The 24,303-nt window shown below is 63.0% G+C and carries 22 protein-coding genes and 2 pseudogenes; 10 read left to right on the forward strand and 14 right to left on the reverse strand.

Going from position 1 to position 24,303, the window contains the following annotated elements:
- Positions 1-243: hypothetical protein (locus LPA37_RS16640; RefSeq protein ID WP_229013140.1), on the forward strand; the 243-nt coding region annotated here is incomplete at its 5' end.
- A 54-nt stretch (positions 244-297) separates the two neighbouring features.
- Here LPA37_RS16640 and LPA37_RS16645 read toward each other — a convergent pair.
- Entirely contained in the window at positions 298-588 is a 291-nt protein-coding gene (locus LPA37_RS16645; RefSeq protein ID WP_228979332.1) for a hypothetical protein, read from the reverse strand.
- 319 nt (positions 589-907) lie between these two features.
- On the opposite strand from LPA37_RS16645, the gene ydiK reads away from it, so the two are divergent.
- Complete coding sequence (gene ydiK / locus LPA37_RS16650; RefSeq protein ID WP_228979333.1) at positions 908-2,014, forward strand: AI-2E family transporter YdiK; 1,107 nt, start codon at positions 908-910, stop codon at positions 2,012-2,014.
- Positions 2,015-2,066: 52 nt separating this feature from the next.
- On the opposite strand, the gene LPA37_RS16655 is transcribed toward ydiK, so the two are convergent.
- The 4 genes and pseudogenes from LPA37_RS16655 to tssJ all read right to left on the reverse strand — a co-directional run.
- Positions 2,067-2,552, reverse strand: a complete 486-nt coding sequence (locus tag LPA37_RS16655) for a PH domain-containing protein (RefSeq protein ID WP_228979334.1) — start codon at positions 2,550-2,552, stop codon at positions 2,067-2,069.
- 30 nt (positions 2,553-2,582) lie between these two features.
- Positions 2,583-3,788 carry a DNA polymerase IV gene (gene dinB / locus LPA37_RS16660; protein ID WP_229013141.1) on the reverse strand — a complete coding sequence of 402 codons (1,206 nt, stop codon included), beginning with the start codon at positions 3,786-3,788 and terminating at the stop codon, positions 2,583-2,585.
- A gap of 89 nt (positions 3,789-3,877) precedes the next feature.
- Positions 3,878-6,256 carry a penicillin-binding protein 1A gene (locus tag LPA37_RS16665; RefSeq protein WP_229013189.1) on the reverse strand — a complete coding sequence of 793 codons (2,379 nt, stop codon included), beginning with the start codon at positions 6,254-6,256 and terminating at the stop codon, positions 3,878-3,880.
- Between the two features lie 327 nt (positions 6,257-6,583).
- A pseudogene (gene tssJ / locus LPA37_RS16670) lies at positions 6,584-7,087 on the reverse strand (type VI secretion system lipoprotein TssJ); the annotation flags it as partial.
- Between the two features lie 291 nt (positions 7,088-7,378).
- Here tssJ and LPA37_RS16675 point away from each other — a divergent pair.
- Together LPA37_RS16675 and tssE are read left to right on the forward strand one after the other, a co-directional pair.
- Positions 7,379-7,936 (forward strand): annotated as a pseudogene (locus LPA37_RS16675) (hypothetical protein); the annotation flags it as partial.
- Between the two features lie 11 nt (positions 7,937-7,947).
- Positions 7,948-8,370, forward strand: a complete 423-nt coding sequence (tssE, locus tag LPA37_RS16680; protein ID WP_229013143.1) for a type VI secretion system baseplate subunit TssE — start codon at positions 7,948-7,950, stop codon at positions 8,368-8,370.
- Positions 8,371-8,541: 171 nt separating this feature from the next.
- Here tssE and LPA37_RS16685 read toward each other — a convergent pair whose 3' ends face one another.
- From LPA37_RS16685 to LPA37_RS16700, 4 genes are all read right to left on the reverse strand, one after another.
- A complete protein-coding gene (locus tag LPA37_RS16685; protein WP_228979343.1) occupies positions 8,542-9,315 on the reverse strand; it encodes an ATP-binding cassette domain-containing protein in 774 nt (257 codons plus the stop codon).
- Positions 9,312-10,286 carry an ABC transporter permease subunit gene (locus LPA37_RS16690; protein WP_228979345.1) on the reverse strand — a complete coding sequence of 325 codons (975 nt, stop codon included), beginning with the start codon at positions 10,284-10,286 and terminating at the stop codon, positions 9,312-9,314. The genes LPA37_RS16685 and LPA37_RS16690 overlap by 4 nt, the downstream gene beginning before the upstream one ends.
- Positions 10,287-10,384: 98 nt before the next feature.
- Positions 10,385-11,365, reverse strand: coding sequence for an ABC transporter substrate-binding protein (locus tag LPA37_RS16695; RefSeq protein WP_228979346.1), 981 nt, complete (start codon positions 11,363-11,365; stop codon positions 10,385-10,387).
- Positions 11,366-11,598: 233 nt separating this feature from the next.
- On the reverse strand, positions 11,599-13,233 hold the full coding sequence (locus LPA37_RS16700) for an NADP-dependent glyceraldehyde-3-phosphate dehydrogenase (RefSeq protein WP_229013144.1): 1,635 nt from the start codon (positions 13,231-13,233) through the stop codon (positions 11,599-11,601).
- Positions 13,234-13,427: 194 nt separating this feature from the next.
- Between LPA37_RS16700 and LPA37_RS16705 the strand changes: the two genes are divergently transcribed.
- Positions 13,428-14,057 carry a helix-turn-helix domain-containing protein gene (locus LPA37_RS16705; RefSeq protein WP_228979350.1) on the forward strand — a complete coding sequence of 210 codons (630 nt, stop codon included), beginning with the start codon at positions 13,428-13,430 and terminating at the stop codon, positions 14,055-14,057.
- A 21-nt stretch (positions 14,058-14,078) separates the two neighbouring features.
- Here the strand turns inward: LPA37_RS16705 and LPA37_RS16710 are convergent, their stop codons facing one another.
- Together LPA37_RS16710 and pcaQ are read right to left on the reverse strand one after the other, a co-directional pair.
- Complete coding sequence (locus LPA37_RS16710) at positions 14,079-15,206, reverse strand: 4-hydroxyphenylpyruvate dioxygenase family protein (RefSeq protein WP_229013145.1); 1,128 nt, start codon at positions 15,204-15,206, stop codon at positions 14,079-14,081.
- A 186-nt stretch (positions 15,207-15,392) separates the two neighbouring features.
- Positions 15,393-16,373 (reverse strand): pca operon transcription factor PcaQ, encoded by a 981-nt coding sequence (pcaQ, locus tag LPA37_RS16715; RefSeq protein ID WP_228979354.1) that lies wholly within the window; start codon positions 16,371-16,373, stop codon positions 15,393-15,395.
- A 107-nt stretch (positions 16,374-16,480) separates the two neighbouring features.
- Here pcaQ and pcaH point away from each other — a divergent pair, with 107 nt between their 5' ends.
- Together pcaH and pcaG are read left to right on the forward strand one after the other, a co-directional pair.
- Complete coding sequence (gene pcaH / locus LPA37_RS16720; protein ID WP_228979356.1) at positions 16,481-17,188, forward strand: protocatechuate 3,4-dioxygenase subunit beta; 708 nt, start codon at positions 16,481-16,483, stop codon at positions 17,186-17,188.
- A complete protein-coding gene (gene pcaG, locus LPA37_RS16725) occupies positions 17,188-17,778 on the forward strand; it encodes a protocatechuate 3,4-dioxygenase subunit alpha (protein WP_228979500.1) in 591 nt (196 codons plus the stop codon). Before pcaH ends, pcaG begins: the two co-directional genes overlap by 1 nt.
- Positions 17,779-17,950: 172 nt before the next feature.
- Here pcaG and LPA37_RS16730 read toward each other — a convergent pair whose 3' ends face one another.
- The 3 genes from LPA37_RS16730 to LPA37_RS16740 all read right to left on the reverse strand — a co-directional run bounded on the left by LPA37_RS16730 (position 17,951) and on the right by LPA37_RS16740 (position 20,619).
- A complete protein-coding gene (locus LPA37_RS16730; protein ID WP_228979358.1) occupies positions 17,951-18,730 on the reverse strand; it encodes a class II aldolase/adducin family protein in 780 nt (259 codons plus the stop codon).
- Between the two features lie 40 nt (positions 18,731-18,770).
- Positions 18,771-19,034 (reverse strand): H-NS family nucleoid-associated regulatory protein, encoded by a 264-nt coding sequence (locus LPA37_RS16735; protein ID WP_228881430.1) that lies wholly within the window; start codon positions 19,032-19,034, stop codon positions 18,771-18,773.
- 262 nt (positions 19,035-19,296) lie between these two features.
- On the reverse strand, positions 19,297-20,619 hold the full coding sequence (locus LPA37_RS16740; protein WP_229013190.1) for a sugar efflux transporter: 1,323 nt from the start codon (positions 20,617-20,619) through the stop codon (positions 19,297-19,299).
- A gap of 345 nt (positions 20,620-20,964) precedes the next feature.
- Here LPA37_RS16740 and LPA37_RS16745 point away from each other — a divergent pair, with 345 nt between their 5' ends.
- From LPA37_RS16745 to LPA37_RS16755, 3 genes are read left to right on the forward strand one after another with little or no spacing between them, the layout of a single operon-like run.
- Positions 20,965-21,855 carry an isocitrate lyase/PEP mutase family protein gene (locus tag LPA37_RS16745; protein ID WP_228979361.1) on the forward strand — a complete coding sequence of 297 codons (891 nt, stop codon included), beginning with the start codon at positions 20,965-20,967 and terminating at the stop codon, positions 21,853-21,855.
- Between the two features lie 15 nt (positions 21,856-21,870).
- Complete coding sequence (locus tag LPA37_RS16750) at positions 21,871-23,310, forward strand: MFS transporter (RefSeq protein ID WP_229013146.1); 1,440 nt, start codon at positions 21,871-21,873, stop codon at positions 23,308-23,310.
- Between the two features lie 46 nt (positions 23,311-23,356).
- Complete coding sequence (locus LPA37_RS16755; protein ID WP_228979365.1) at positions 23,357-24,286, forward strand: LysR family transcriptional regulator; 930 nt, start codon at positions 23,357-23,359, stop codon at positions 24,284-24,286.
- The last annotated feature ends 17 nt before the right edge of the window (positions 24,287-24,303 follow it).

The following is a 24,303-nucleotide window of genomic DNA, read 5'->3' on the forward strand; positions in this document are numbered from 1 at the left end:
GACCGCCACCCTCACATGGTGGGCCTCCTCCAGGGCACGGTGGACCGCCACCCTCACATGGTGGGCCTCCTCCAGGGCACGGTGGTCCACCGCCCCAACATGGTGGACCGCCCCCAGGGCATGGTGGACCACCTCAGGGGCATGGTGGTGGTGGACATCCCTCCGGACCACCGCCCTCACATGGCGGTGGCGGCGGTGGTGGTCATTCCGGACAGCCGCCTCCCCATTAAGTACGCCAGGTAACCGGCCGCTCCCGCGTCATCCGCGGGAGCATGCGTTACAGGACCCGAAACCCGTTCAACCGGAATCGGGCAAACCGGGAAAAAGACTCGATCCGTCTTTCTCTTCCACGTCGGAGAGGTTGTATTCAGCGCGAACTGCCTTGAGCACCGTTTCGATGTCGCGTTCGTAGCCGATCGCGCCGCCGAAGTGTTTCATGGTCCAGTTGCAGCCGGACGCATCGGGCTCCGTCTTCTGCGGACGCGGCACGCGGATCTTCACGCCGTCCTCGACGATTTCATGAATGCGATGAATGCGCCGGCTCACTTCCGTCTGCAGGCGCGACGCATTGAGCAGCTTGCGTATCACGACACCCTCCTTCCGGTTTCACCCAGGTTCGGTTCAGTACTCGTTCAACGGCGGAAGCGGTGGTTTCCCCGCACGCTTCTTGCGGGCCTTTTTCGTCTCGGGACGCAGCCCCAATGCCGTCTCGTTCCGTTGCAGCGAAGCGACCGCGACGCATGGCAACGCGATATCGGCAACGTCATGCATGCGGACCCGGATAATCCTTACTATCGCTGGTTCGTCGGCGGCGCCGGCTGACGGTTGTAACGATAACAGCACACATGCGGTGGTGTTACTACGATAAAGTATCGCAGCGCAGCACCAACCTGTTCGGGAGGATAACTTGAACCAGCGCGATCAGATCGACATTGCCCGCACACTGCTTGTGATCGTTATCCTGGTTGCACTGACGGTCGGAAGTATCTACGTACTGAGTCCGTTCATTCCAGGCCTGATCTGGGCGACCACGATCGTGGTCGCCACGTGGCCGTTGATGCTCGCCATCCAGCGACGCTGCGGCAACCGGCGGTGGATCGCCACCTTCGTGATGCTGCTCTGTCTGCTGATCGTGATCGTGCTGCCGTTGTACCAGGCCATCTCGACGCTTGCGTTGCACGGCGGCGAGATCATGGCGGCCATCAAGAGCCTGCCCGACTACGCCCTGGCGCCGCCGCCCGACTGGATCAAGGACATTCCGCTGATTGGCGCGCGCATCGACACGGAATGGCAGGTGCTTTCGGATGCGGGCCCGGGCGGCCTGCTGGCCAAGGTTGAACCGTATGTGAGCATCGGTGCGCGCTGGATGCTCGGCCATGCGGCCGTCGTCGGCGTGTTCGTGATTCACATGTTCATCACGATCATCATCTCCGGCATTCTCTACATGAACGGCGAACAGGCAGCGGCATTCATGATGCGCTTTGCCGGCCGCATCGCCGCGCAACGCGGCGAAGGCGCGATCAAGCTCGCGGGCCTCGCGGTTCGCGCCGTGGCGCTCGGCATCGTGGTCACCGCGGTGACGCAATCCGCGCTCGGCGGCATCGGTCTGTGGGTTGCCGGCGTGCCCGGCGCGGGCATCCTGACGGCCCTGATGCTGATGCTGTGTCTCGCGCAGATCGGGCCGCTTCTGCCGCTGCTCGGTTCGGTCGCGTGGCTCTTCTTCCATTCGTCGCATCTGGTCGCGATTCTGCTGCTTGTCTGGTCGATCATGATCGCGATGCTCGACAACGTGCTGCGCCCGATGCTGATCAAGCGCGGCGTGAACCTCTCGATGCTGCTGATCCTGTCGGGCGTGCTGGGCGGGATGTTCGCGTTCGGCATCGTCGGCCTGTTCATGGGGCCGGTGATTCTCGCCGTCACGTCGACGCTGCTGAACGCGTGGATCAACGAAAAGCCGGTGCCGCCAGGCGTTCAGGCCACCGACGATCCGGCTCACGTCAAGGGAGAAATCTAGCGCGCGACAGCTGTGCGCCTGTCACGCTCGCTGCATCGAATCAGGACGACCCTTACGCGTAACGCAGGTGTTCGTCCTTGAGCGCGGGCGAAGCGGCGATCGCCGCTTCCAGTTTCCTGCATAGTTCGTCGGCGTGGCGGATGCCTGGCAGGCGACGCATCGGGCGCCGTCCGTCACCCGTATCGAGCACGATCGAACCCGTGCCGAACGCGCGCTGCCACCGCGGATAAACCACCGTCACATTACGGATGCGCGCGAGTTCGAGACTCGAGGTGCGCCGGTTGAAAATGCCCTGCGTCCAGGTAATCCGCTCGGTATCGATCACGATTTCGGTTGACGCCGTCTTGAGGAATGGCAACGCGACGCCGATCATGATCGCCGCGGCCTGCACCAGCACGAGCGACCACTGGAATGGAAAATCGCCCGCCGTGACAAGATCGATCGCGCCCACCAGTGCCATGACAACGCCGCCCTTCAGAAAGGCCGGAATATTGATGACCTGTGAAGGCGCGCCGCGGTAAATCACCTGCCTTGTCATCACGTCTGTCCTGTTGGTGATCGCTGTTGATCAACTGCCGTGGTTTTCTGCCGAAAACGGCAACTCGCCCTGAACCGGAGCCGGTGCGACAGGCTCGCTGCCCGCGGGGGACAACGCCGAAACGCGCACACCGAGCAGACGCAATCTTCGATCGAGCGGCACACGCCTCAGACATTCTGTTGCAGCGCGGCGAATTTCGGTTGCATCCGCCGTTGGGTGCGGAATGGTCAGATCGCGCGTGACGGTCTTGAAGTCGTCGTACCGCAACTTGATGCCTACGGTCCTTCCAGTATAGCCTTTGCGCCGCAGGTCGTCCGCGACCCGCACGCACAGCCCGGTGAACGCCTCGGAGAGCGCAGCCCTGTCGCGGCGAGGGTGCAGGTCGCGCTCGAACGTCGTTTCGCGGCTCATCGAGCGCGGCTCGGAACTCACCACCACCTGCCGCGTGTCGATCCCCTGCGCGACGTCGGCGAGCCACGCGGAATAGCTCCGGCCGAAGTGCGACTGCAGCAGTTCCGGCGCGGCCGCCGCCAGATCGCCGACCGTCGCGATGCCGATGGACGCGAGTTTTTCGCTCGCTTTCGGGCCGATGCCGTTCACCTTGCGCGCCGGCAACGGCCAGATCCGCTTTGGCACATCGTCCATGGTCAGCAGCGTGAGGCCGTCCGGCTTGTCGAGTTCAGAGCCGATTTTCGCCAGCAGCTTGTTCGGTGCAATGCAGATCGAACACGTGAGACCCGTCGCCTCTCTAACCGCCGCCTTGATGCGCGTGCCGACGTCGGCCGGCTCGCCCGGCACGTCAGTGAGGTCGATGTAGATTTCGTCGATGCCGCGATCCTCGATCTGCGATGTAAAAGCAGCCACGGCCGTCTTGAAGAGGCGCGAGTAATGGCGGTAGGAATCGAAATCGGTGGGCAGCAGGATCGCGTCGGGCGCCAGTTGCGCCGCCTTCATCATCCCCATCGCGGAGAACACGCCCAGCGCGCGCGCTTCGTACGTCGAGGTCGTCACGACGCCACGCCCCGCGTAGTCGCGCAGCTTTCGAAAGCGCCGGGTGCCGTCTTCGAGCATTTCGGGCATGGCATTGCGCCCACCGCCGATCACGACCGCCTGACCGCGCAGCTCGGGATAGCGCAACAGTTCCACGGACGCGTAAAACGCATCCATGTCCAGATGCGCGATACGGCGCGTGCCAGAAGAGGCGGGAACGGAAGCGTCAACAGAAACGGAATTCATCGTCCGGATATCGTACCTGAAGCCGCGAGCGCAGGCGCCCCGGCGCGCCTGCGACCCGGCCGGGCGCCCACCACCGGATCAGACGTTGCTCAGGGCTGGTCGCCCGACGCTGTGCCGGAGGTTTCGCCTGTGCCCGGGGATGGCGCATCGGGCGTCGGCGTCGGTGATGAGGCAGGCTCGCCGGTGTCGAATCCGCCGGTTTCCTGAGGCGCGCTGGCGATGATCGGCGGCAGAAGCGGCGGTAGCGCCCTCGGTGCCGCCACCGTCGCCGATGCGGACACCGAAGCTGAAGCCGAAGCCGGCGGCGACGCTGTAATCACCGGACGCGGACGTGGCCTGTGACGCGTGCCGCTCGCCACTTCAGGTTTCGGCTTCGCGGAAAAAAGCTGTCCGGCCCATTCGCGCGCCTTGGCAAACCACACGGAAACCGTGCCCGGCTCTTCCTTCGGGAAACGCGCCTGCGGATCGATCACGCGTGAGCGCAACGCACGCTGGTAGAAATCGCCGACGATCGGCAACGCGCTGTGCGCACCCTGCCCCCAGTAATCGCTGCGCAACGTCACGCGGCTGTCGTTGAACCCGACCCACGCGCCCGCGACCAGTTGCGGATGCATCAGGATGAACCAGCCATCGGCGTTGTCCTGCGTCGTGCCGGTCTTGCCCGCGACGTCCGCGCGAATGCCGAAGCGCGAGCGGATCGTCGAACCGGTGCCGCGATTGACGACGTCACGCATGACGTCGAGCAGCGTCTGGTCTGCATCGGCCGACAACGCCTGGCTGCCGGCAACCGGCGCGAAATCAGCCAGCACGTCGCCGTTGCGGTCCTCGATGCGCGTCACCATCACCGGCTCGATGTAAGCGCCGCGATTGGCGATCGTCGCATAGGCGGAGACCATTTCCTTCAGCGTGACGGGGCTCGTGCCAAGGCCGAGCGACGGCACGGCGTCGAGCCTGCTGTCGCGCACGCCCATCGCGCGCGCGAGACGCGCGACCTTCGAAGGCCCGACTTCCTGCATCAGCTGCGCGGTGATCCGGTTGCGCGAATACGCGAGCGCATCGCGCAGGGTCATCGGGCGGCCGGTGGGCGCTTCGGCATCGGAAGGTTTCCAGATCTCGCCGCCCGCCAGTGAAATTTCCACGGGCTGGTCGATGAACGTGTCGTCGGGTGTCGCGCCGTCTTCGAACGCCGCGCCGTACACGAACGGCTTGAACGTCGAGCCTGGCTGGCGACGCGCCTGCTGCACGTGATCGAACGGATCCTGGCCGAAATCGCGGCTGCCGACCCACGCCCGGATCTGGCCGTTGCGCGGATCGATGGCGAGAAAGTCGGCCTGCACACGGGTCTTGCTGTCGCACAGCGCCTGCATGAAGTGCCGGTCGGACGCGAGATGTTTGAGCGCGTCCCCATCGTCCAGTCCTGAGCCTCTCGCCGCGCGATAATCGGGCGTTTCACGCACGAACGTCTGCATCAGGTCGCGCCCGTTCGCGCATCCCGCACGCGTACCCCACGCCGAATTCGCGATGCCCTGCAGCGAATTGCCCTGCAGCACGACGGCCTGGGTCGCCATGGTCTGAAGCCGCGAATCGATGGTCGTACGCACGACGAGGCCGTCGGAATACACGTTGTAATCGTTACGATCGGCCCACGAAATCAGCCATTTTCGCAGCTGCTGTGCGAAATGCGGCGCCGGGCCGGGCGACTCGATCTGGCGTTCGAAATCGATCCGCAACGGGCGTTTGACGAGCGACGTATAAGACGCCTGCGAAAGACGCCCGTATTTCACCATTTGGGCGAGCACGATATTGCGTCGCTGCAGCGCGCGCTCGGGATTGATGACCGGATTGTAGTAGCTGTTGCCTTTCAGCATGCCGGTGAGCGTCGCGCTTTGCAGCACGTCGAGATCATGGGCGGATTTGTCGAAGTAGGTGCGCGCCGCCATCTCGATGCCGTACGCGTTGTAGAGAAACGGCACCGTGTTGAGGTACGTCTCGAGAATTTCGGGCTTCGTGTAGACCGCTTCGATCTTGAACGCGGTGATCGCTTCCTTGAGCTTGCGCGTGAGCGTGGGCGCGCGGCCTATTTCGTCGGGGTACAGATTGCGCGCGAGCTGCTGCGTGATCGTCGAGCCGCCCTGGCGGTCGCCCGAGAACGTATGCAGCGCGGCCGAAGCCGTGCGCCGCCAGTCGAGGCCGTGGTGCTCGTAGAAGCGGTGGTCTTCTGTCGCGATCAGCGCATCCACCACGTGCGGCGAGATGTCGGCGAGTTTGACCCATTCGCGGTTGCTCGGCTTGAACTCGGCGAGCAGCTTGCCGTCCGCGGAAAACACGCGCGCCGGCTGCTCGACCTTCGCCTTGCGGATGTCGCCGATACCCGGCGTGAACGGAATCAGCACCAGCACATACAGCAGCATGAGGGCCGGGAATGCGGCGAGCGTGAGCGCGACGCCGCGCAGCGTCGGATGACGCATGCGTTGCAGCCGGTCCGTCACGACCGGCTTGATCCGGGCGAATTGAGCCAGGCAATAGTCACGAACGAATGACGTGTTTCTACGGTCCACGCGGGCCTGCCATCAGCTTGAAAAGGCTGAATCGTACCAAATGCCGTGCGAAGTCAAGGCTCAAGGCCGAAAATGGCGTGGTGAGGAAGGTGCTGCGGTTCGTCTGCTATAACAAAAAACCAGGCATTCCAGCGATGAGAAAAACCATCGGCCAGGAACCCCGGGGAGACCATGTCGCACTGGCGATGGCATTTGCAACAGCTGTCATGGCACTCAGTCTCCTGCGCTCCTGCGTCGTTAGCGGACGGGTCGTTCCTTTGCTACATCGTTCGACGCGACGAGTTCACGATCGATCAGATCGAGCTTGAGCGGTGCATCGGCTGAAAGGTTCTTCTTTGCAATCACGCGTCGCCATCCTCCGTCGGTGCCTGGATCGCGATAGAACGCGACGATGGCGACGTATCGTGGATCGGGTTGCATCGGTTGCGACAGGCTTGCGGACGCGCCCGGATTCACCACGGTGGCGATGCTGGTCTGCAGGTCCTGCGCCAGTACGGTTTTGTCGTTCTTTATCGGATCGCCGTAGGACGCGGCGTCAAAGAGCTTGCGGCCCTTGAGCTGATACACACGCACCGCGACCGAGGTCGAGCGGTTTGTCTCGTCTGGATTGAGGGATGCACGCGCCGTCAGGTCGACGTTCAGCGTCTTGACCTGTTTGTAGAAGACAGCGCGATACGCACTGGAAGTGCCGTCGGACACAGCCTGCCAGGCGCCGCAGGCAGAAAGCAGCAGGCCGGATGCGAGGGCGGTCTGTTGTGTGCCGGCCTTCTTTTCGCCGGTCCCTGCCGGTTCGCCTGCAGCGGGCCTGCTTTTTCTGTAACTCGCGGACCAGCGTTCTGCCGCGTCCCATGACCGGGCTCCACCATGACCATGCGTGACGACCATCGGAAATCCCCGAGGAATTCCACTCATCTGCTTCGCAAGCTCAACCCGCATTGCTCGGTCGCCCTCGAGGCGGCTGCGAACCTGTTGCAGGCGATCACGGATGCACCGCATCTGCTGCGCGCGGCTAACGCCTGGCCGCTGCTGTCGGTCAGCGCGATCACATCGGAGAATCCGGTCATCTCGCAGGCCGAACTGCTCGAAGCCATTCATCCGACACTCGTTGCACACTTCCAGCCGGCGCTGCTCGCGCGCCTCCAGACGCTCGTCTACCGGTCGCTCGACGCCGCCGCGCTCGCGTCGCTTGTGCGTCTGAAGCTTGCGAAGGTCGCCGAACGTCTGCGCCATCAGTACGACATCGCGCTCACCCTGGATGACGCGTTGACAGACTCGCTCGCGCAGTTGTGCCTTGCACGCGGGTCTGGCGCACGCAGTGTCGACGCGTTCCTGAACCAGCGCATCCTGCCGGCTGTGTCGCGTGAACTGCTCTCGCGAATGGCGAAGGGTTCCACGTCCGAAGGAAGTCCCCGCGGGATACCTGCTGGAATTCCCCTGTCGATGTCCCCCAAGGGGACTTCCTTCGACCAACGGAAGTCCCTGTGGGACGGCGCGCCCCTGGAAGGCAGCCTCGTAATCGATTTGGTCGATCACGACGTGCGGGCAGCCGCCAGCGCGACCACCGGCCATCCGGTTTCAGTCGGCATCTAAGGGACCAGACGATGCCCGCTGGCCCTTCCCTGTATGACATGTTGCTCGGCCACATCGATGGTGAGCCGCTCAGCGCCCACGACGACAAAACTCTCGAGGTCCTGAGCGTCCAGCAGAATATCCGCCGCATCCTCAATACGCGCGCGGGAGCGCTCAAGCACCCGCCCGATTTCGGTCTGCCAGATCTCACGAACATCTTCAAGGCCCTGCCTGCGTCGTCGCATCTGCTGAAAAAGGAGATGGAGGCCACGCTGCTGAAATACGAGCCACGCGTTCGTGCGATCGATGTCGACATCATCGACAACGACGATCCCGGCGTCACCGTGAGCTACGTGATGACCTGTCATCTGAAGAAGGCGGGGCTCGTGCGGTTCGGTACGTATTTCGAGCCGCCGGGCCGCATGCGCATCGAGCGGCGAACGGAAACGAAGTAGCACCTTCAGGCGTGGCGATCTGCGCGGACGCACCCGGTATTTCCGTCGGTGCCCGCGCAGACCTGCGACATCGCTTTGAAGGCTCACGGCCGCGAGTTACTCGACCGTCTCAATGGAGGTTGACCCTCCGCTTAACGTTCAGTTCGAACGTGGCAATTGTGCGCCCGTCTGCTAATGCGCCGAACCACGCGCATCGGCATAGGTATCGCCGACCATCAGGCGCACGATCTCGTCGCCATTCGTGCCTGCGACGAGCCGTTCGCCCGCCACCTCGCCACGCCGCAGCACGACGATGCGATCGGCAATCGCGAAGATATCGTGCAGATTGTGCGAGATCAGGATGACGGCCACGCCCTCTGCCTTCAGCGCGGCGATCAGCTCCATGACCTTGCGCTGCTCGGGAACGCCGAGCGCCGCTGTGGGTTCGTCCATGATCAGCACGTGCGCGTTCCAGTAGATCGCGCGTCCGATCGCGATGGCCTGGCGTTGCCCGCCGGAGAGCATCTTCACCGGGCCGCCCAGCTTGCGCTCGGGGATCACGATATCGAGGCGTTCCAGCACTTCGCGCGCGACCTGCGCCATGCGTTCCCGGTCGATCACCTGGATGCCGAATTGCCGGCGCACCGGTTCGCGTCCGAGAAAGATGTTGCTGCCGACGTCGAGATTGTCGGCAAGCGCGAGATCCTGGTAGATCGTCTCGATGCCCTGCGCGCGTGCGTCCTGCGGATCGCGTAACTGCATCGGCGTGCCGTTGAACAGCAACTGGCCCGCGTCGGCATGATAGACGCCCGAGATGATCTTGATGAGCGTCGATTTGCCCGCGCCGTTGTCTCCGGCAAGTGCCAGCACTTCACCCGGCATGACGTGCAGCGAAACGCGCTTGAGCGCCTCGACGCCGCCGAAGCGGATCGAGATGTCGCGCGCCTCGAGAATCGGCGTGCTCATTGCGCGCCTCCGAGCCGTTCCTTGTACTGGTCGATCAGCACCGACATGATGATCACGATGCCCACCACGATGAACTGCCAGAACGCGTTGACGTCGATGAACACCAGCCCGAATTCGATTACCGCGATGATCAGCGCACCGATCAGCGTGCCGATCACATTGCCCGTGCCGCCAAAGAGACTCGCGCCGCCGATCACCACCGCCGCGATCGAATCGAGCAGCATCGGCTCGCCGGCGTTCGCGGCACCTGCGGCAAAGCGTGACGTATAGACAATGCCGCCCACCGCGGCAAACGCCGCGGCGATCAGATAGATCACGACCAGATGCCGGCGCACATTGATCCCCGCGCGAACCGCCGACTGCGGATTGCCGCCGATCGCGTACGTGTACTGCCCGAAGCGCGTTTTCGACAGAATGAAATGCATGACGAGCAACAGGATCAGGGTGAGCACGACTGGTGTCCAGCCGTGCCCGAGCCACGCGAGACCCGCATTGTTCACCGCGACCGTCATGCCGCTGCCCGCCGCGAGAAACCCCACGCCGCGCGCGACGCCATACATGCCGAGCGTGCCGATAAACGCCGGCACGCCAAGCCGCGCGATCAGCACACCGTTGACGAACCCCGGCACGAGACACACGACGATCGTCGCCGGAATCGAGAGCAGCACGATCCACGGCGCGTTGCCGCCGGGAATCGTGAACTGCGCGATGCAAACGGCCGCGAGCCCCATGACAAAGCCGACCGACAGATCGATGCCCGCCGTGATGATCACGAACGTCTGCCCGATGGCAAGCAGCAGCGGCGCACTGGCAGCGAGCCCGATCGACTGCAGGTTGTACGCGTTGAAAATGAACGAACGGTGATCCGATATCCTCGCCCAGACTTCGAAGAACACCAGCAGCGCGCACAGGAAGAGCCAGGGCCAGATCTTGCTGATCAGCGCGAGCCGGTCGAGACGTGAATTGTCCATGAGTTGTCCGGTGGTCCGGGATGGCGAAAGCGGCACCTGTACGCGTGTTGACGCGCACGGGACGTACGATCTGATTCGCTGGCGCTTCGCCAGTCCGGCTAGTTCGAATAGATGTACTGCTTCATCTCCGGCTTGTCGATGTTGCTTTTGTCCAGCACGATGAACCCCGTGCTCTTGAACACCGGAATCTTCTTGCCGCGAATCGCGTCGGCGGCGAACTTCACGCCGTAGTAGCCGATTTCATCCGGACGCTGTGCGATCGCGATATCCACGAGGCCGCTGCGGATCTGTTCGTCGATGCCGGGCACGGCGTCGAACACGACAACCTTCACTACACCCTGCTTGCCTGCCGCCTTGACGCCCTGCGCCGCGCCGCTGCCCGAGAACGTGTTGGCGCCGAACACGCCAGCAAGATCGGGATTGCGTGCAAGCACGGCGGCCACGTGCGATGCAGCCCGGTTCGCGTCGTCCTCGTTGTATTGCGTTTGCAGCACGGTGATGTTCGGATGCTTCTTCATTTCTTCCGCGAAGCCTTCGGCGCGTGCATCGGTGCTCGAGATGCCCGGCTTGTTGTTCTCGCAGTACACGGTGCCCTTGTCGCCGATCGCTTTCGCGAGCGCGCGTGCCGCGACGCGTCCGCCTTCGAGGTTATCGGAAGCGATATAGGAAAGCGGGAAATCCGCATCGCCCTTGCCGGTCTGGTAATGACCGTCGCCGATGTAGGTATCGACGGTAATCACCTTGATACCCGCATCGGCGGCTTCCTTGAGCGGTCCGATCATCTGCTGCTTGTCGACGGGCGAAACCAGCAGGACGTCCGGGTGTTTCGCGATAAACGCCTTGAGAATAGGCACCTGCTCCGTGGTGTTCCATGCCTTGGGCACCTGAAACAGCAACTGGATGTGCTCTTCCTTCGCGGCACGCTCAGCGCCACGGTGCATCGTGAAGTAGAAAGGATCGGTGACGCCGGGCAGCAGCGCGACGACCGGATGAGCGGCATCCGCGTGCGCGAGACCGGTGAATGAACAGCCAACGACGGTTGAAAGGGCAACCAGATAGCGGGATACGATGCGCTTCATACCTGTCTTCCTCCTGTTGAGTCCGACTGACGGTGCCTGGCCATCCTCATCTTCCCCAAGGCTTTTGACGCCGGGCAGTGGGCCAGTATACCCACGCACGCTTCAAGCGGCCCTGGTGTTTTCCTGCATCGATTTCGCATGAAGGCTTTCACTTTCCGACAGACGCGCCGCCGCACCGCGATAACCTTCGTTATCGCGGTGCAGCGTTCAAATCGTGGGATGCGCTAAAGCGCCTAGAAAATAAAGCCCGTATTCACGAACTTCGACTGATGGTCGTTCACGATGGCGTCGAGCAACGCCTTGCTGTCATCGGTCTGCTTCGCGGCGACCATCGAACGGATCGAGAACGCGCGCAACGCATCGGTCACCGAGAGCGTACCCTCCGCCGAATCCTTGCGGCCGGCAAACGGAAATACATCGGGCCCACGCTGGCACTGACAGTTCAGATTCACGCGACACACCTGGTTGACGAGCGGATCGACCAGCTCGCCGATCTGCGCCGGGTTCGAACCAAAGATGCTGACCTGCTGGCCGTGATCGGAGGTGATCACGTATTCCAGCGCGGTTTCGACGTCGCTGAACGTCGTCACTGGTATGAGCGGGCCGAACTGCTCCTCGCGATAGAGCTTCATGCCTTCCGTGACGGGATAAACGACCGCCGGGTAAAACAGCGTCTGGCAGAACGTGCCGCCGCCATCGTTGACGATATGCGCGCCCTTTGCCTTCGCATCGTCGATGGCGTCGGTCATATAGGCGGTTCTGTGCAGGCCGGGCAGCGGTGTGATGTTCACGCCTGCTTCCCATGGCATGCCGACCTTCAGCTTGCCTAGCGCTTCGGTGAAACGCGCAAGGAACGTGTCGACAATCGATTCGTGGACGATCAGCATCTTGAGCGCCGTGCAACGCTGACCGTTAAACGACAATGCGCCTAGCAGGCATTCCTTCACAGTCAGGTCAAGATCCGCATCGGGCAGGATGATCGCGGCATTCTTTGCGTCGAGACCCAGAATCGCGCGCAGACGATGTGACTTCGGATGTTGCTTCTTCAGATGATCGGCGACCTTGCTCGAACCGATCAGCGCGAGCACGTTGATCTTGCCGGTGGCCAGCATGTGCGGCACGACCACGGCGCCAGGCGCATAGATCGTGTTGATCACGCCTTCAGGGAACGCATCGCGGAACGCTTCAAGCAGCGGATAGAACAGCAACGTCCCATATTGGGGCGGCTTGAATACCACCGTGTTGCCCATCAGAAGCGCCGGGATCAGCGTGGCGAACGTCTCGTTCAGCGGATAGTTGTAAGGCCCCATGCACAGCACGACGCCAAGCGGCGTGCGACGGATCTGGCCGATGGTGCCTTCCGCGATGACAAAGCGCGAATTGCTGTTGTCCTGCTCCTTGAGCGCCTCGATGGTGGCCGCCATGTATTCGACGGTGCGGTCGAATACATGGCGCGAATCGGCAAGGCTCTTGCCGATTTCCCACATGATGAGGTTAACAATCAGCTGACGCTGCGCAACCATCCGTTTGATGAAATCCTGCATGCACGCGATGCGCTGCGCGACGGCCATCGTCGGCCATTCGCCGCGACCGGAATCGTACGCCTTGACCGCTGCATCCAGCGCGGCCTCGCTTTCGGTGTCGCCCATTACCGGATAGCTGCCGATCTCGACCTGTTGCACCGAGCCGTCCGGCTGTTTCACGCAAATCGGTGACAGTACGGTCTTGCATGTGCCGTCCCATTTGACGAACTCACCGTCGACGAGCGAAATGCGCTGATGGATCGGCGCCGCGAGACGAAACTCCTCAGGAATATCGCCGGACACGGGGAAGCGTTGCTTCAGCGTTTCGAAATCGATGGTGGACATGGCCTTACTCTCCGTTCGTTCGCGTGAACGGCCATTATCACGTCAAAGATCGATTATTTGCTGTCTCGACAGGCAGGAAATGACGGCCTCTCTCTGCTGCAGAAGTGTCGAAGCACGAGCCGGGCCCGCGTAACCGACGCAATGTTATGATCGGCAACACATTTCGCCTAAGAGCGCGCTTTCTGCATCGTTACATGGATACCCACACTCTCAAGCCGGCCGAATCGCCCACCTCCGATCTCGGACGGCGCGTCCGTGCCGCGCGGGTCGCACACGACCTGACGCTGGAGAACGCGAGTCGCCTGTGCGGCGTCTCGCGCTCGACACTGTCGAAAGTCGAAAACGGCCTGATGTCGCCGACGTTCGACGTGCTGCAGAAAATCGTGAACGGCCTGAAGATCGATCTGGGTGAACTGTTCGGCTCGACGCCGAAAGTCAGCGCGAGCGGGCGGCGCGCACTCACGCGCAAGGATGCGGGGCAACGTCACGCATATCGCGGCTATCAGATGGAACTGCTCGCCACCGATCTCGCGCACAAGGCGATGCTGCCTTTTCGTATCCGCATTTCCGCGCACACGCTGGACGCGTTCGACGACTGGGGTCGTCACGAAGGCGAGGAATTCCTGTATGTGATCAGCGGTAGCGTGTGCCTTTATTCCGAACTGTATGCACCCACGCATCTGAACGCTGGCGACAGTCTTTACTTCGATAGCCGCACAGGGCACGCAGCGGTGTCGACCAGCGAGGAAGATGCCGAAGTGCTATGGATGGCAACGGGATCGGATGTCCCGCAACCGCCCATCGAAGCCGCGGCAAGGAAATAAGGCGCCGCGCTTTAAGCCACCTTAAGGGTCCTGGCGCGCTTCGGCAAGCGCCTTAAGATTGCCTTCACCGAAACCGTGATGGCCACGCCGCTGCACGATTTCAAAGAAAATCTCACCCGCGTTGCGCCGGACAAAGGTCTGGAAGAAAAGCAGCGGCACGCCATCGGCACCGATCTCGCCATCGACGAGAATGCGGCCGCGCCGCAGCCGTCCGATATCGAGTCCATGGCCAGGAAGCCGCGCGTCGACCTGCTCGTAGTAGCGCGGCGGCGGCTCGACGAACGTCAGACCGTTCGCGCTCAGCGCCTCGACACACCCGAAAATATCGTCGGTGGCGAGCGCGATGTGCTGCACGCCTTCACCCGGATGATCGGGCAGGTAGTCGTGCATCAGGTTCGTACGCGGTGTGCCTTCCTCATAGAGCGGAATGCGGATCGCGCCGCATGGCGACACCATCACGCGCGAATCCGCCGAAACGTGCCAGTTCGCGTGCAATTCGTGAATCTCGCGGAAGTTGAGCAGCCCGCGATAGAAGTCGAGCCATTCCTGCATGCGGCCTGCGCCGACGGTCTGCGTCAGATGGTCGACCGCGACGAGCCCGGTTCCCGCGTGGCTCAGATCGGCATGCGCGGTGTCGACGTCGACGGGACGAAAGTCGATATCGAAGATCGAGATATCGCCAAGGCCGCCCTGCTGGCCACCCCGACCGCGCCAGCGGTCGACGAAATAAATGTGTGAATCGCCGATGCCCTGAATGGCGGGAATCCACAGTTCGTTTCTGCCGACGCTCTCGCCTTCGAATTCCCACGCACCGAACTCGATCGCGCGATCGAACGCCTGCTGCGCGTTCGCCACGCGAATGCCGATCGCGCACACGCCCGTGCCGTATTCCTCCGCGTAGCGCGAAGCGAACGAATCCGGCTCGGCGTTCAGCAGGAAATTCATCTCGCCCTGCCGGAACAGCGTGACATCCTTGCTGACGTGGCGGGCAATGGCCTTGAAGCCGAGTTGCGTGAACGTGCGGCCAAGCGCCTGCGGATCGCGCGCGGCGAATTCCACGAACTCGAGGCCGGCCGTGCCGAGCGGATTGTGTTCGACGTCGGCGATGGCGCGCCTGGCAGCGGTCGGACTGGGCAGATCGCTGGACATGGTTTTCTCCTTGACTGATACGGTAACGCCTGACTCTCGTGCGCGCCGGTGACCCATCACGCCCGGCGCCTTGTGAACCGTGTTTGTACACCGTTCGCGTGATCTCCCGCAACCCGCATTTTGTACCGGACGGTTCACGCCCGTCCAGATTCGCCAACGCCGTGCTGTTATGACAATCAAAAGCGATCAGCGCGCCGGACCGCCGCGTTTGCGCGCCCGCGGCGGCGTGGCGGCTGGCGCGATGCGCTGCCGCGTGACGGCGCGCACGGCGTCGATCAGCGCGCGCGCAACCGGCGAAGGCTGCGTATCCGTGCGCAGGACCAGTCCGACCGGCTCTTCTGTTCCCGTGAACGGCAACGCGAGGCGCACCAGCTCACCGCGCGACAGATCGTATTCGACCGCGCTGACGGGCACGAACCAGACCGCGTCGTTCTGGAGCGTCAACGCCCGCCCGACGGACACCGACAGCACCTCCACAAACGATTTTAGCGGCGGCACGCCCCACGCCGCGAGCAGGCTTTCCGCCGATTGCCGGATCAGCGTGCCGTACTGCGGCAACACGACCGGAAAGCCGTCGAGCAGCCCGGCGGGCGGCGCCGTGCGCGTCGCGAGCGGATGACCGGCGCGCACGACCGCGATCAGCGGCTCGCGATACAACTGCTCGAAGCTCAGACCGACCATCCGCTCCGGATCGGCGAGGCGCCCGATCGCGCATTCGATCGCACCCGCCTTCAGCCGAGCAAGCAAATCCGCGTTCGATGCCGTCATGAGCCGTACCACGACCTGCGGCCACTGCATCGCAAAGCGTTTCAGAACCGGTGGCACGAGTGCGTTTGCAACGGTCGGAAGAATACCGACGTCGAGCGTGGCGGGCGCCGCGCCCTCCTCGCGCGCCAGCAAATCAACGCCCTGACGCAGCGCGCTGACGCAGGCGCTCGCGTGCGGCATGAAAAGCTGCCCTTCGCGCGTGGGCACCGCGCCATGCCGGCCCCGCTCGAAGAGCCGTACGCCGAGAATCGATTCCAGTTCGGCGACCGTCTTCGAGACGGCGGGCTGCGTAATCGACAGGCTCTCCGCGGCCTTCTGCACGCCGCCAGACTGCGCGACGGCAAGAAAGCACTGGAGATGACGGAATTTGACGCGGCTGTCCGCGAGACTGCGTTGCATAACGACAGGTTATACGAAAGACGAGAAAACGTCATTTTGCATAACCGCTCAGGTTAGATAAAGTCGCAAACATCCCTAGTCATTAAATCAACATCAGGAGACACCCGATGGACGAGTCCCTCCTTTTAGCGCCGCGCGACTTCGCGTCCCATCCGGCGTATGTTTATCCCGGTTATGGATCTTCCGTTAAGCGTGGGCCGACCCGCCCGCTGATTCCGTTGAAGGAACGGCTACGCGACCAGCACGTTCCCGTCTATGGCGCCGAAGACCTTGGCGCGCTCGACAACGATCTCACCCGCAATGCAGCAAAAAACGGTGCACCGCTTGGCGAGCGCATCATCGTGACGGGCCGCGTGCTCGACGAAGGCGGCCGGCCGGTGCGCAACACGCTGGTCGAAGTGTGGCAGGCGAACGCCGCGGGCCGCTACGTCCACAAGACAGACCAGCACGACGCACCGCTCGATCCGAATTTCCTGGGCGCAGGACGCTGCCTGACCGACAACGACGGCCGCTATCGCTTCATGACGATCAAACCGGGCGCGTATCCGTGGGGTAACCATCCGAACGCGTGGCGTCCGAATCACATTCACTTCTCGCTCTTTGGCGACCACTTCGGTTCGCGCCTTGTGACGCAGATGTATTTCCCCGGCGACCCGTTGCTAGCGTTCGATCCGATTTTCCAGGGCACGCCGGAGCAGGCACGCGAGCGGCTGATTTCGCGCTTCTCGCTGGATGTGACTGAAGAAGGCTTCGCGCTGGGCTACGAATTCGATATCGTGCTGCGCGGCCGCGACGAAACACCGATGGAGCGTTGATCATGACACTCAAACAGACGCCTTCACAAACGGTCGGCCCGTACTTCGCTTATGGCCTGTGCCCGGAGCAATACAACTTCGATCTGAAGAGCCTGTTCGCCACAGCGCTCGTGGACCACGAAACGCCGGGCGAACACATCACGATCGTCGGGCAGGTATTCGACGGCGACGGCAAGCCGATCGGCGACGCGATGATCGAACTGTCGCAACTGGATGCCGCCGGAAACTACCCGAAATCGCAGGCCGATATCGAGCGCACGGGCTTTCGCGGCTTCGCGCGGGTGGGCACGGGAACGGACCCGGAAAAGCGCTTTATCGTGCAGACGGTGAAACCGGGTACGACGGGCAGCGATGACGCTCCGCATGTGAACGTGATCGTGCTGATGCGCGGGATGCTGCTGCACACGTTCACGCGACTCTATTTCGAGGACGAAGTGGAAGCGAACAAAACGGATGCCGTGCTGGCATCAGTACCGGCGGACCGTCGGCATACGCTGGTCGCGCGACGGGAGACCGGCGCGGGCAATACGGTGTACCGCTTTGACATCCACATGCAGGGCGAGAACGAGACCGTATTCTTCGACCTGTGATGAACGTAGCGGCGAGCGGTCAATAAAAACAGGCCGCGAACGCATTCACGAAAATTTCACACGCGCGCATCAGAATGCGGGTGCGAAAACTTCGCGAAACTCCAACGTAACCTTTAGCCCGCCGCGAGCGGGCTTTTTTTCGGGTCTTTGCGCGACCGGCAAAGAAGAACACCTAGCCCCGGTAATCCACCGCCGCGTGATCGACAAGCCGCAACGCCGCCTGCCAGGCAAGCGCGGCGATCCCATCGGAGTCGTCGCGCTGAAACTGGTCGGCGGTAAGCCTGCAAACCGCTTCGGAAGGAAAGCTCAACTCAGCGCCGCCTGCAAGCGCCTGCACCTGGATCTGACATGCCCGCTCGAGAAAATGAATTTCCTGGAACGCGAGCGCGGCGGAACGTCCGCCCACCAGCAACCCATGGTTTCTCAGAATCATCGCGTTACAGGAACCCAGATCGGCAACCAGCCGCTCACGCTCGGCAAGATCCAGCGCGATGCCTTCATAGTCGTGATACGCGAGACATCCGTAAAACTTGAGCGCGTGCTGACTGATCGGCAGCAAACCCTGCTTCTGTGCGGAGACAGCCGAACCGGCAGCCGTATGCGTATGAATCACGAAATGAAGATCGGGCCGCGCGGCATGTACGGCGGAGTGAATCGTAAAACCCGCGGCATTCACGCGATATAAAGCGGGATCGCGCGCGGCGCTGTCCGCATCCACGACGCGCCCTTCGGCATCGATCTTCACCAGATCGGACGCACGCATTTCGTCGAACAGCACGCCATAGCGGTTAATCAGAAAGTGATGCCCGGGGCCCGGCACGCGCGCGGTGATATGCGTGTCGATGAGGTCCGTCATACGAAAATGGGCAATCAGGCGATAAAGCGCTGCAAGCTCACAGCGGGTAGCCCATTCTTCAGCGCTGAAAGCGTGCGAAGGCGCGACCGTTGCCATTTTGTCTCTCCGTTAATCGCGCACTGCCGGCGCGTTTAATTCAGCACCTGAAATGATCGATATTCTGTCCGGCGTGAATGGCGCGCGTCAGCCATTCCGGCCTGTCGCCTTCACCGTCCCAGGTATTTCCGTACGCATCCCGATACATCGGCGCCTTTAATGCGGCTGCGTCGGCTTCAATGGCCGCTGCGAGATCCGTCATTGTGATGCCGTACTCTTCCATGCGGCGGCGTATCCACACGATCAATCGATCGCGCGCTTCTCCGTCGGCGTCGAACATCCGCTGTTCCTCCCGCTCCATCATGATGCACCGCTTTCCTTGCAGAAAAGCGTGCGCTTGAAAGACAAAGGCCTCGCAATTGCCAGCGAAGCCTTTTGTTGGTGTTGACGCGGCCCCGGTGAATTCGATTCACGCGGCTATTCCGGCGAAACCGGGTTCCGGAGCCTCCGGAACGGTAGTGGGCCAGTCAGCATGTCAGAAAAAATCCGGTCGGCGTGGCGGAACCGGATGACCCCAGCGCTGCAATTGTAAAGCAACGCGCGCCGCGCCGCCGTTTCCGGCGTCACTATCGTTCCGGCGCGCGCCGCGCGGCACGCTTTCGTTCGATATAGCCGCGAATCGCGCGCGCCATCCGCGAATAATGGTACCCCGGCACCGCGAACAGCACGAGCGCGCCCAGCGCCAGCAGCCCGCAAAACACAAACGTGCCGCGATAACCGAACGTTCCGACGAGCAGCCCCGACAATACGCCCGACAAAATCGACCCCAACCGCGCCGCATTGAAGAACAGCGCAGTCGCCTTGCCCGGCGAGGCGGGCATCAGATCCTGCACGTAGGTCATGCCAAGACACGACGTGACGGCGACGACAAACGCGTTGAGCAGTTGCATCGGGATCAGCACGTTCACGTTGCCCGCGAGCGCCATCGCGACGAAATACACCGCATGCACCGCCGCGCACGCAGCCAGCCAGTTCAGCTTGTGCAACGTGGACGAGCGTGCGCCGAGCGCGAGCATCATTGGAATTTCGCTCAGCGCGCCGAGCCCGAGCATGATCGACACATCCAGCCGCGAGCCGTTCAGACCGTGCACGATATAGAGCGGCAGCACGATCATGGTCGCGTTCGCAGCGAGCCCGATCAGCGTCAGCGCGACGACCGCGCGCCAGATATCGTTCTGCGAGGCGACGGCGATTCCCGCTTCGTGGGCATCGTCGGCGGGCGCCTTCAGCGGTGGCACGGTAATCGAAGAGGCCGGCTCGGCCGCCGTATCCTCGACCGTATGATCGCCGAGGTGCCCGGTCGGCTCCTTCGTGCGCGAGACGATCGCCGCACAGGCCGCGAAGCTCGCGGCGGCGAACAGAAAGAGCCCGTAAAAGCCGGTGCCCGCCAGCACGAGCGCGCCCACGGCTGGCCCGAACACCCATGCGGCCGACAGGATCGTCCGTAACGACGCGCTCGCGAATGCCCGCCCGGCGTCGTCGGCCACGGGTAGCGCGGCGCGGCTGAACGAGAACACCAGCGAAATCGCCGAGCTGCCCGCGCCGATAAACACGACGCCCACCACCAGCAGCAGCCGGTAGTCCCGCACCACGCACAGGCACAGGTAACCGAGCGTCGCCGCGGCGAGCGAGGCCAGCAAAAGTGGCCGGTGGCGCCCGCTTGCATCGCTCCAGCGGCCCGCGAGCGTGCTCGCCAGCACGCCGCTTGCCGCGATCAGCGTCATGAAAAGACCGAGGCGAAGCGGCGTCATACCTGCACGTTCGATACCGAACAGCGACAGATACGGGGCGGTAAACGACATCGCCACGCCGAGCATCAAGGTTGCGCCCGCAAGCGGTTTGAAACCGGGGATGCGCAACAGATCGAAAAAACGTGAGTTCTTCAGCACGGCGCGAAGGTCAGGTGAAGGCACAACAAAGGGCTCGGCATGGGGGCGACCGTCTGGAATACAGCGTCGACATGATCATCGCGGCACGGTGGCCACGCTCGATGACGAAGCATTATCGGGTGTACCGGTCCGATCGGTAAACCCGTATTCAATGCTCCCAACATGCGCGGTTGCGCGATGAATACATGTCGCGTCGAAGCGTCAGCGGGCTCGCCCGGCTGCACGCAGGCAACGGGCGGGTGCGTCATAATCCCGTGGGACGTTGCAGGCGCCCCGGATGGCGGCCGACTGGCACAGATTCCGCGGCACGGCCTCGATCATCGAACCTCAACCGGACTCACCATCATGCCAACATCATCTGTCAGCCGCCGCGCTGCGTTCCGACGCAGCGTGAATGAACGCCGGGGCCTCCTCGTACCCGGCGCGTTCAATGCGATGAGCGCACGCATCATCGAGGACGCCGGCTTCGAGGCCCTCTACCTCACGGGCGCGGGCGTCACGAACATGTCGCTCGGGTTGCCCGATCTGGGCTTCGTCGGACTGAACGAAATCGCCGAACACACGGCACGGGTGCGCGATGCGGTCTCGTTGCCGCTGATCGTCGATGCCGATACGGGCTTCGGCAACGCATTGAACGTGCGGCACACAGTGCGCACGCTGGAGCGCAGCGGCGCCGACGCGATCCAGTTCGAAGACCAGGTGATGCCGAAGAAATGCGGCCACTTCTCCGGCAAGGAAGTCGTCCCGACGGGCGAGATGACCGGCAAGATCCGCGCGGCCGTCGATGCGCGCGAAGACGGCAACCTGCAGATCATCGCGCGCACGGACGCAGCCGCGGTGGAAGGTATCGAAGCGGCGATCGAGCGCGGCCACCGGTTTATCGAAGCCGGTGCGGACATCCTCTTTATCGAGGCCACCGAATCGCTCGCCGACATCGAACGTCTGCCGGGTCTCTTCACGAACACGCCACAGCTCGTCAACATCGTGATCGGCGGCAAGACGCCGGTGCAGTCGCGCGAGGTGCTCGGCAAGCTCGGCTACGGCATCGTGCTGTACGCGAACGCCGCGCTTCAGGGCGCGGTGCTCGGCATGCAGCGCGCGCTCGGCGCGCTCAGGGAAAACGGCCGGCTCGATGAGGATCCTTCGCTCGTCGTGCCGTTCAACGAGCGCCAGCGGCTCGTCAACAAACCGCTCTACGACCAGCTCGACAAGCAGTACGCCGCCGACGACAAATAAGACTCGCTTCACGACATGACCCACACGACCCCACCCGCTTCACCGGTTTCGCACGTTGGCTGGCTGCCGTACATCGTCGCGGCGACGTTCTTCATGGAGTACCTCGACACGACGGTGATCGCCACGGCGCTGCCGCAGATGGCGCACTCGTTCGGCGTCGGGCCGAACAGCCTGAGTCTCGGCATGACGGCCTACATGCTCGCGCTCGCGATCTTCATTCCCGCGAGCGGCTGGGTGGCGGACCGGTGCGGCTCGCGCACCGTGTTCTTCAGCGCGATCGTCGTGTTCACGCTGGCTTCGGTGCTGTGCGGGGTATCGCAAAACGTGGTGCAGTTCACCGCGGCGCGCGTGTTGCAGGGTATCGGCGGCGCGATGATGGTGCCGGTCGGCCGGCTGATCGTCGTGCGCAGCACTGAGAAAAGCCGCCTCATGCAGGCGATTTCGACGATCACGTGGCCCGCGATCGTCGCACCCGTGGTCGGGCCGCCAATCGGCGGCTTCATCACGACTTACGCATCGTGGCGCTGGATCTTTCTGCTCAACGTGCCGTTCGGTCTTGCGGTACTGGCCGCCGTGGTCGCGCTCGTGCCGAACCTGCGTGGCGGCGAGAGGCGTCCGCTGGACGTCGTCGGGCTCGTGCTGAGCGGCACGGCGCTCACCGCGATCCTGTATGGCGCCGAGCTTGCGAGCCAGCCCGGCGACAACGCGTGGCAAGCCGCGGGGCTTGTCGTCGCGGGGGTCGTACTGGGATGGATCGCATTCCGGCACGCGCGCAATCATCCGCATCCGCTCATCGACGTGTCGACGCTGAAAATCCCGACGTTCTCCGTGACGATCGTGACGGGTTCGCTCACGCGTATCGGCATCGGCGCGGTGCCCTATCTGATGCCGCTGCTGTTCCAGATCGGCTTTGGGCTCTCCGCGTTCAAATCCGGGCTGCTGCTGCTTGCAAGCGCACTGGGCAATCTCACCATGAAGGCGCTCACGACGCGCATCCTGCGACGCTTCGGCTTTCGCTACGTGTCGATTGTCGACGTCGCGGCGGCGGGTCTTTTCGTCATCGCGATCGGCCTGCTCACGCCCGCTACGCCGCTCGCGCTGGTGCTGATCGTTATCTTTGTCTATGGCGTCGGGCGTTCGATGCAGTTTTCGCTGCTCGCGACGCTAGCCTATGCCGACGTCCCGCAACCGCAGATGAACGCAGCGAGCACGCTGTGGAGCGCGGCCGCGCAGATGACCATCGGTCTCGGCATCGCGTTTGGCGCGGTGTCGCTACGGGTCGGTGCGTTGTTGAACGGCGAAGCGAGCGGGCATGCGTTCACGCTCGACGACTTCCGCCTCGCCTTCCTGTTTGCCGGTGTCGTGACGCTCGTTTCCGTCATTGGCTATATGCGCATGGCACACGATGCAGGCCAAAGCGTCGGTGGCGGTACGCTCCGGCAGAACGCGTCATGATCGCGATAGCATGGCGACCGGCGCGGCGACAACCAGGAATAAGCGAATGGCGTTCGATGAGCGGGTGCTGAACGGAATGGGCGTGTTGACAGCGATCGTCGACACCGGCAGTTTTGCCGCGGCGGCCGAAACGCTCGATATGTCGCAGTCCGGCGTCAGCCGTTCCATCGCGCGGCTCGAAGCGCGGCTCGGTATCCGTCTCTTCGATCGCACGACGCGCGCGGTCACGCTCACCGACGAAGGCCGGCGCTTCTACCAGCAGATCATGCCGCTGCTGTCGGGTCTCGAAGAAGCCGCGGCATCGGCGGCGCTCGGTGCGACTGCCGTGCGCGGCCGTTTGCGTATCAACGTTGATCCGTTTTTCTCGCGGCTCTTTCTTGGACCGCGTCTCGGTGCGTTCATGGAACGCTATCCGGATCTGCACGTCGATCTCGTGACACGCGATCAGCTCGGCGATATGGTGGCGGACGGTTTCGATCTCGCGATCCGTTTCGGCGAGCCGCGTGCGTCGACACTGATTGCCCGCAAGTTGCTCGACACACGTATCGTCACGGTCGCATCGCCCACATACATCAAACGACACGGACGTCCGCTAGCGCCCACGGATCTCGAACGCGAACCGCATGTCTGCATCAAGTTTCGCGAGCCTGAAACGGGACGGCCGTTCCCGTGGGAGTTTCATCGCGGCAAGAGGAAGGTAGTTATCGAAGCACGCGGACATCTCACGATGAACGATGGCGGCACGCTGCACAGCGTGTGTCTCGCGGGCTATGGCATCGCGCAGATTTTCGCGCTGGGTGCGGAACAGCTGATAGCGAGCGGCAAGCTCGTCGACCTGTTTCCCGACTGGGCCGACGAATCGTATCCGCTCCATGCGATCTATCCTTCGCGTCAGCACGCGCCCGCCAGGGTGCGGGCGTTCTTCGAATTCATTTCCTCGCTGACGGGCGGCCCTTTCGATACGCCCGCGACGTAAACCCGGTGTGATTCACG

Source organism: Paraburkholderia gardini (assembly GCF_907164545.1).
In the GTDB taxonomy this organism is placed as follows: domain Bacteria; phylum Pseudomonadota; class Gammaproteobacteria; order Burkholderiales; family Burkholderiaceae; genus Paraburkholderia; species Paraburkholderia gardini.

What these genes read in the sequence shown, in the direction of transcription:
- LPA37_RS16700 (WP_229013144.1), bottom strand. Translation starts at nt 13,233, where the DNA reads ATGTCCACCATCGATTTCGAAACGCTGAAGCAACGCTTCCCCGTGTCC.
- LPA37_RS16665 (WP_229013189.1), bottom strand. Translation starts at nt 6,256, where the DNA reads ATGCGTCATCCGACGCTGCGCGGCGTCGCGCTCACGCTCGCCGCATTC.
- LPA37_RS16705 (WP_228979350.1), top strand. Translation starts at nt 13,428, where the DNA reads ATGGATACCCACACTCTCAAGCCGGCCGAATCGCCCACCTCCGATCTC.
- dinB (WP_229013141.1), bottom strand. Translation starts at nt 3,788, where the DNA reads ATGAATTCCGTTTCTGTTGACGCTTCCGTTCCCGCCTCTTCTGGCACG.
- LPA37_RS16750 (WP_229013146.1), top strand. Translation starts at nt 21,871, where the DNA reads ATGACCCACACGACCCCACCCGCTTCACCGGTTTCGCACGTTGGCTGG.
- LPA37_RS16735 (WP_228881430.1), bottom strand. Translation starts at nt 19,034, where the DNA reads ATGATGGAGCGGGAGGAACAGCGGATGTTCGACGCCGACGGAGAAGCG.
- LPA37_RS16685 (WP_228979343.1), bottom strand. Translation starts at nt 9,315, where the DNA reads ATGAGCACGCCGATTCTCGAGGCGCGCGACATCTCGATCCGCTTCGGC.
- pcaQ (WP_228979354.1), bottom strand. Translation starts at nt 16,373, where the DNA reads ATGCAACGCAGTCTCGCGGACAGCCGCGTCAAATTCCGTCATCTCCAG.
- LPA37_RS16655 (WP_228979334.1), bottom strand. Translation starts at nt 2,552, where the DNA reads ATGACAAGGCAGGTGATTTACCGCGGCGCGCCTTCACAGGTCATCAAT.
- LPA37_RS16710 (WP_229013145.1), bottom strand. Translation starts at nt 15,206, where the DNA reads ATGTCCAGCGATCTGCCCAGTCCGACCGCTGCCAGGCGCGCCATCGCC.
- LPA37_RS16690 (WP_228979345.1), bottom strand. Translation starts at nt 10,286, where the DNA reads ATGGACAATTCACGTCTCGACCGGCTCGCGCTGATCAGCAAGATCTGG.
- LPA37_RS16755 (WP_228979365.1), top strand. Translation starts at nt 23,357, where the DNA reads ATGGCGTTCGATGAGCGGGTGCTGAACGGAATGGGCGTGTTGACAGCG.
- pcaH (WP_228979356.1), top strand. Translation starts at nt 16,481, where the DNA reads ATGGACGAGTCCCTCCTTTTAGCGCCGCGCGACTTCGCGTCCCATCCG.
- LPA37_RS16730 (WP_228979358.1), bottom strand. Translation starts at nt 18,730, where the DNA reads ATGGCAACGGTCGCGCCTTCGCACGCTTTCAGCGCTGAAGAATGGGCT.
- LPA37_RS16695 (WP_228979346.1), bottom strand. Translation starts at nt 11,365, where the DNA reads ATGAAGCGCATCGTATCCCGCTATCTGGTTGCCCTTTCAACCGTCGTT.
- LPA37_RS16745 (WP_228979361.1), top strand. Translation starts at nt 20,965, where the DNA reads ATGCCAACATCATCTGTCAGCCGCCGCGCTGCGTTCCGACGCAGCGTG.
- tssE (WP_229013143.1), top strand. Translation starts at nt 7,948, where the DNA reads ATGCCCGCTGGCCCTTCCCTGTATGACATGTTGCTCGGCCACATCGAT.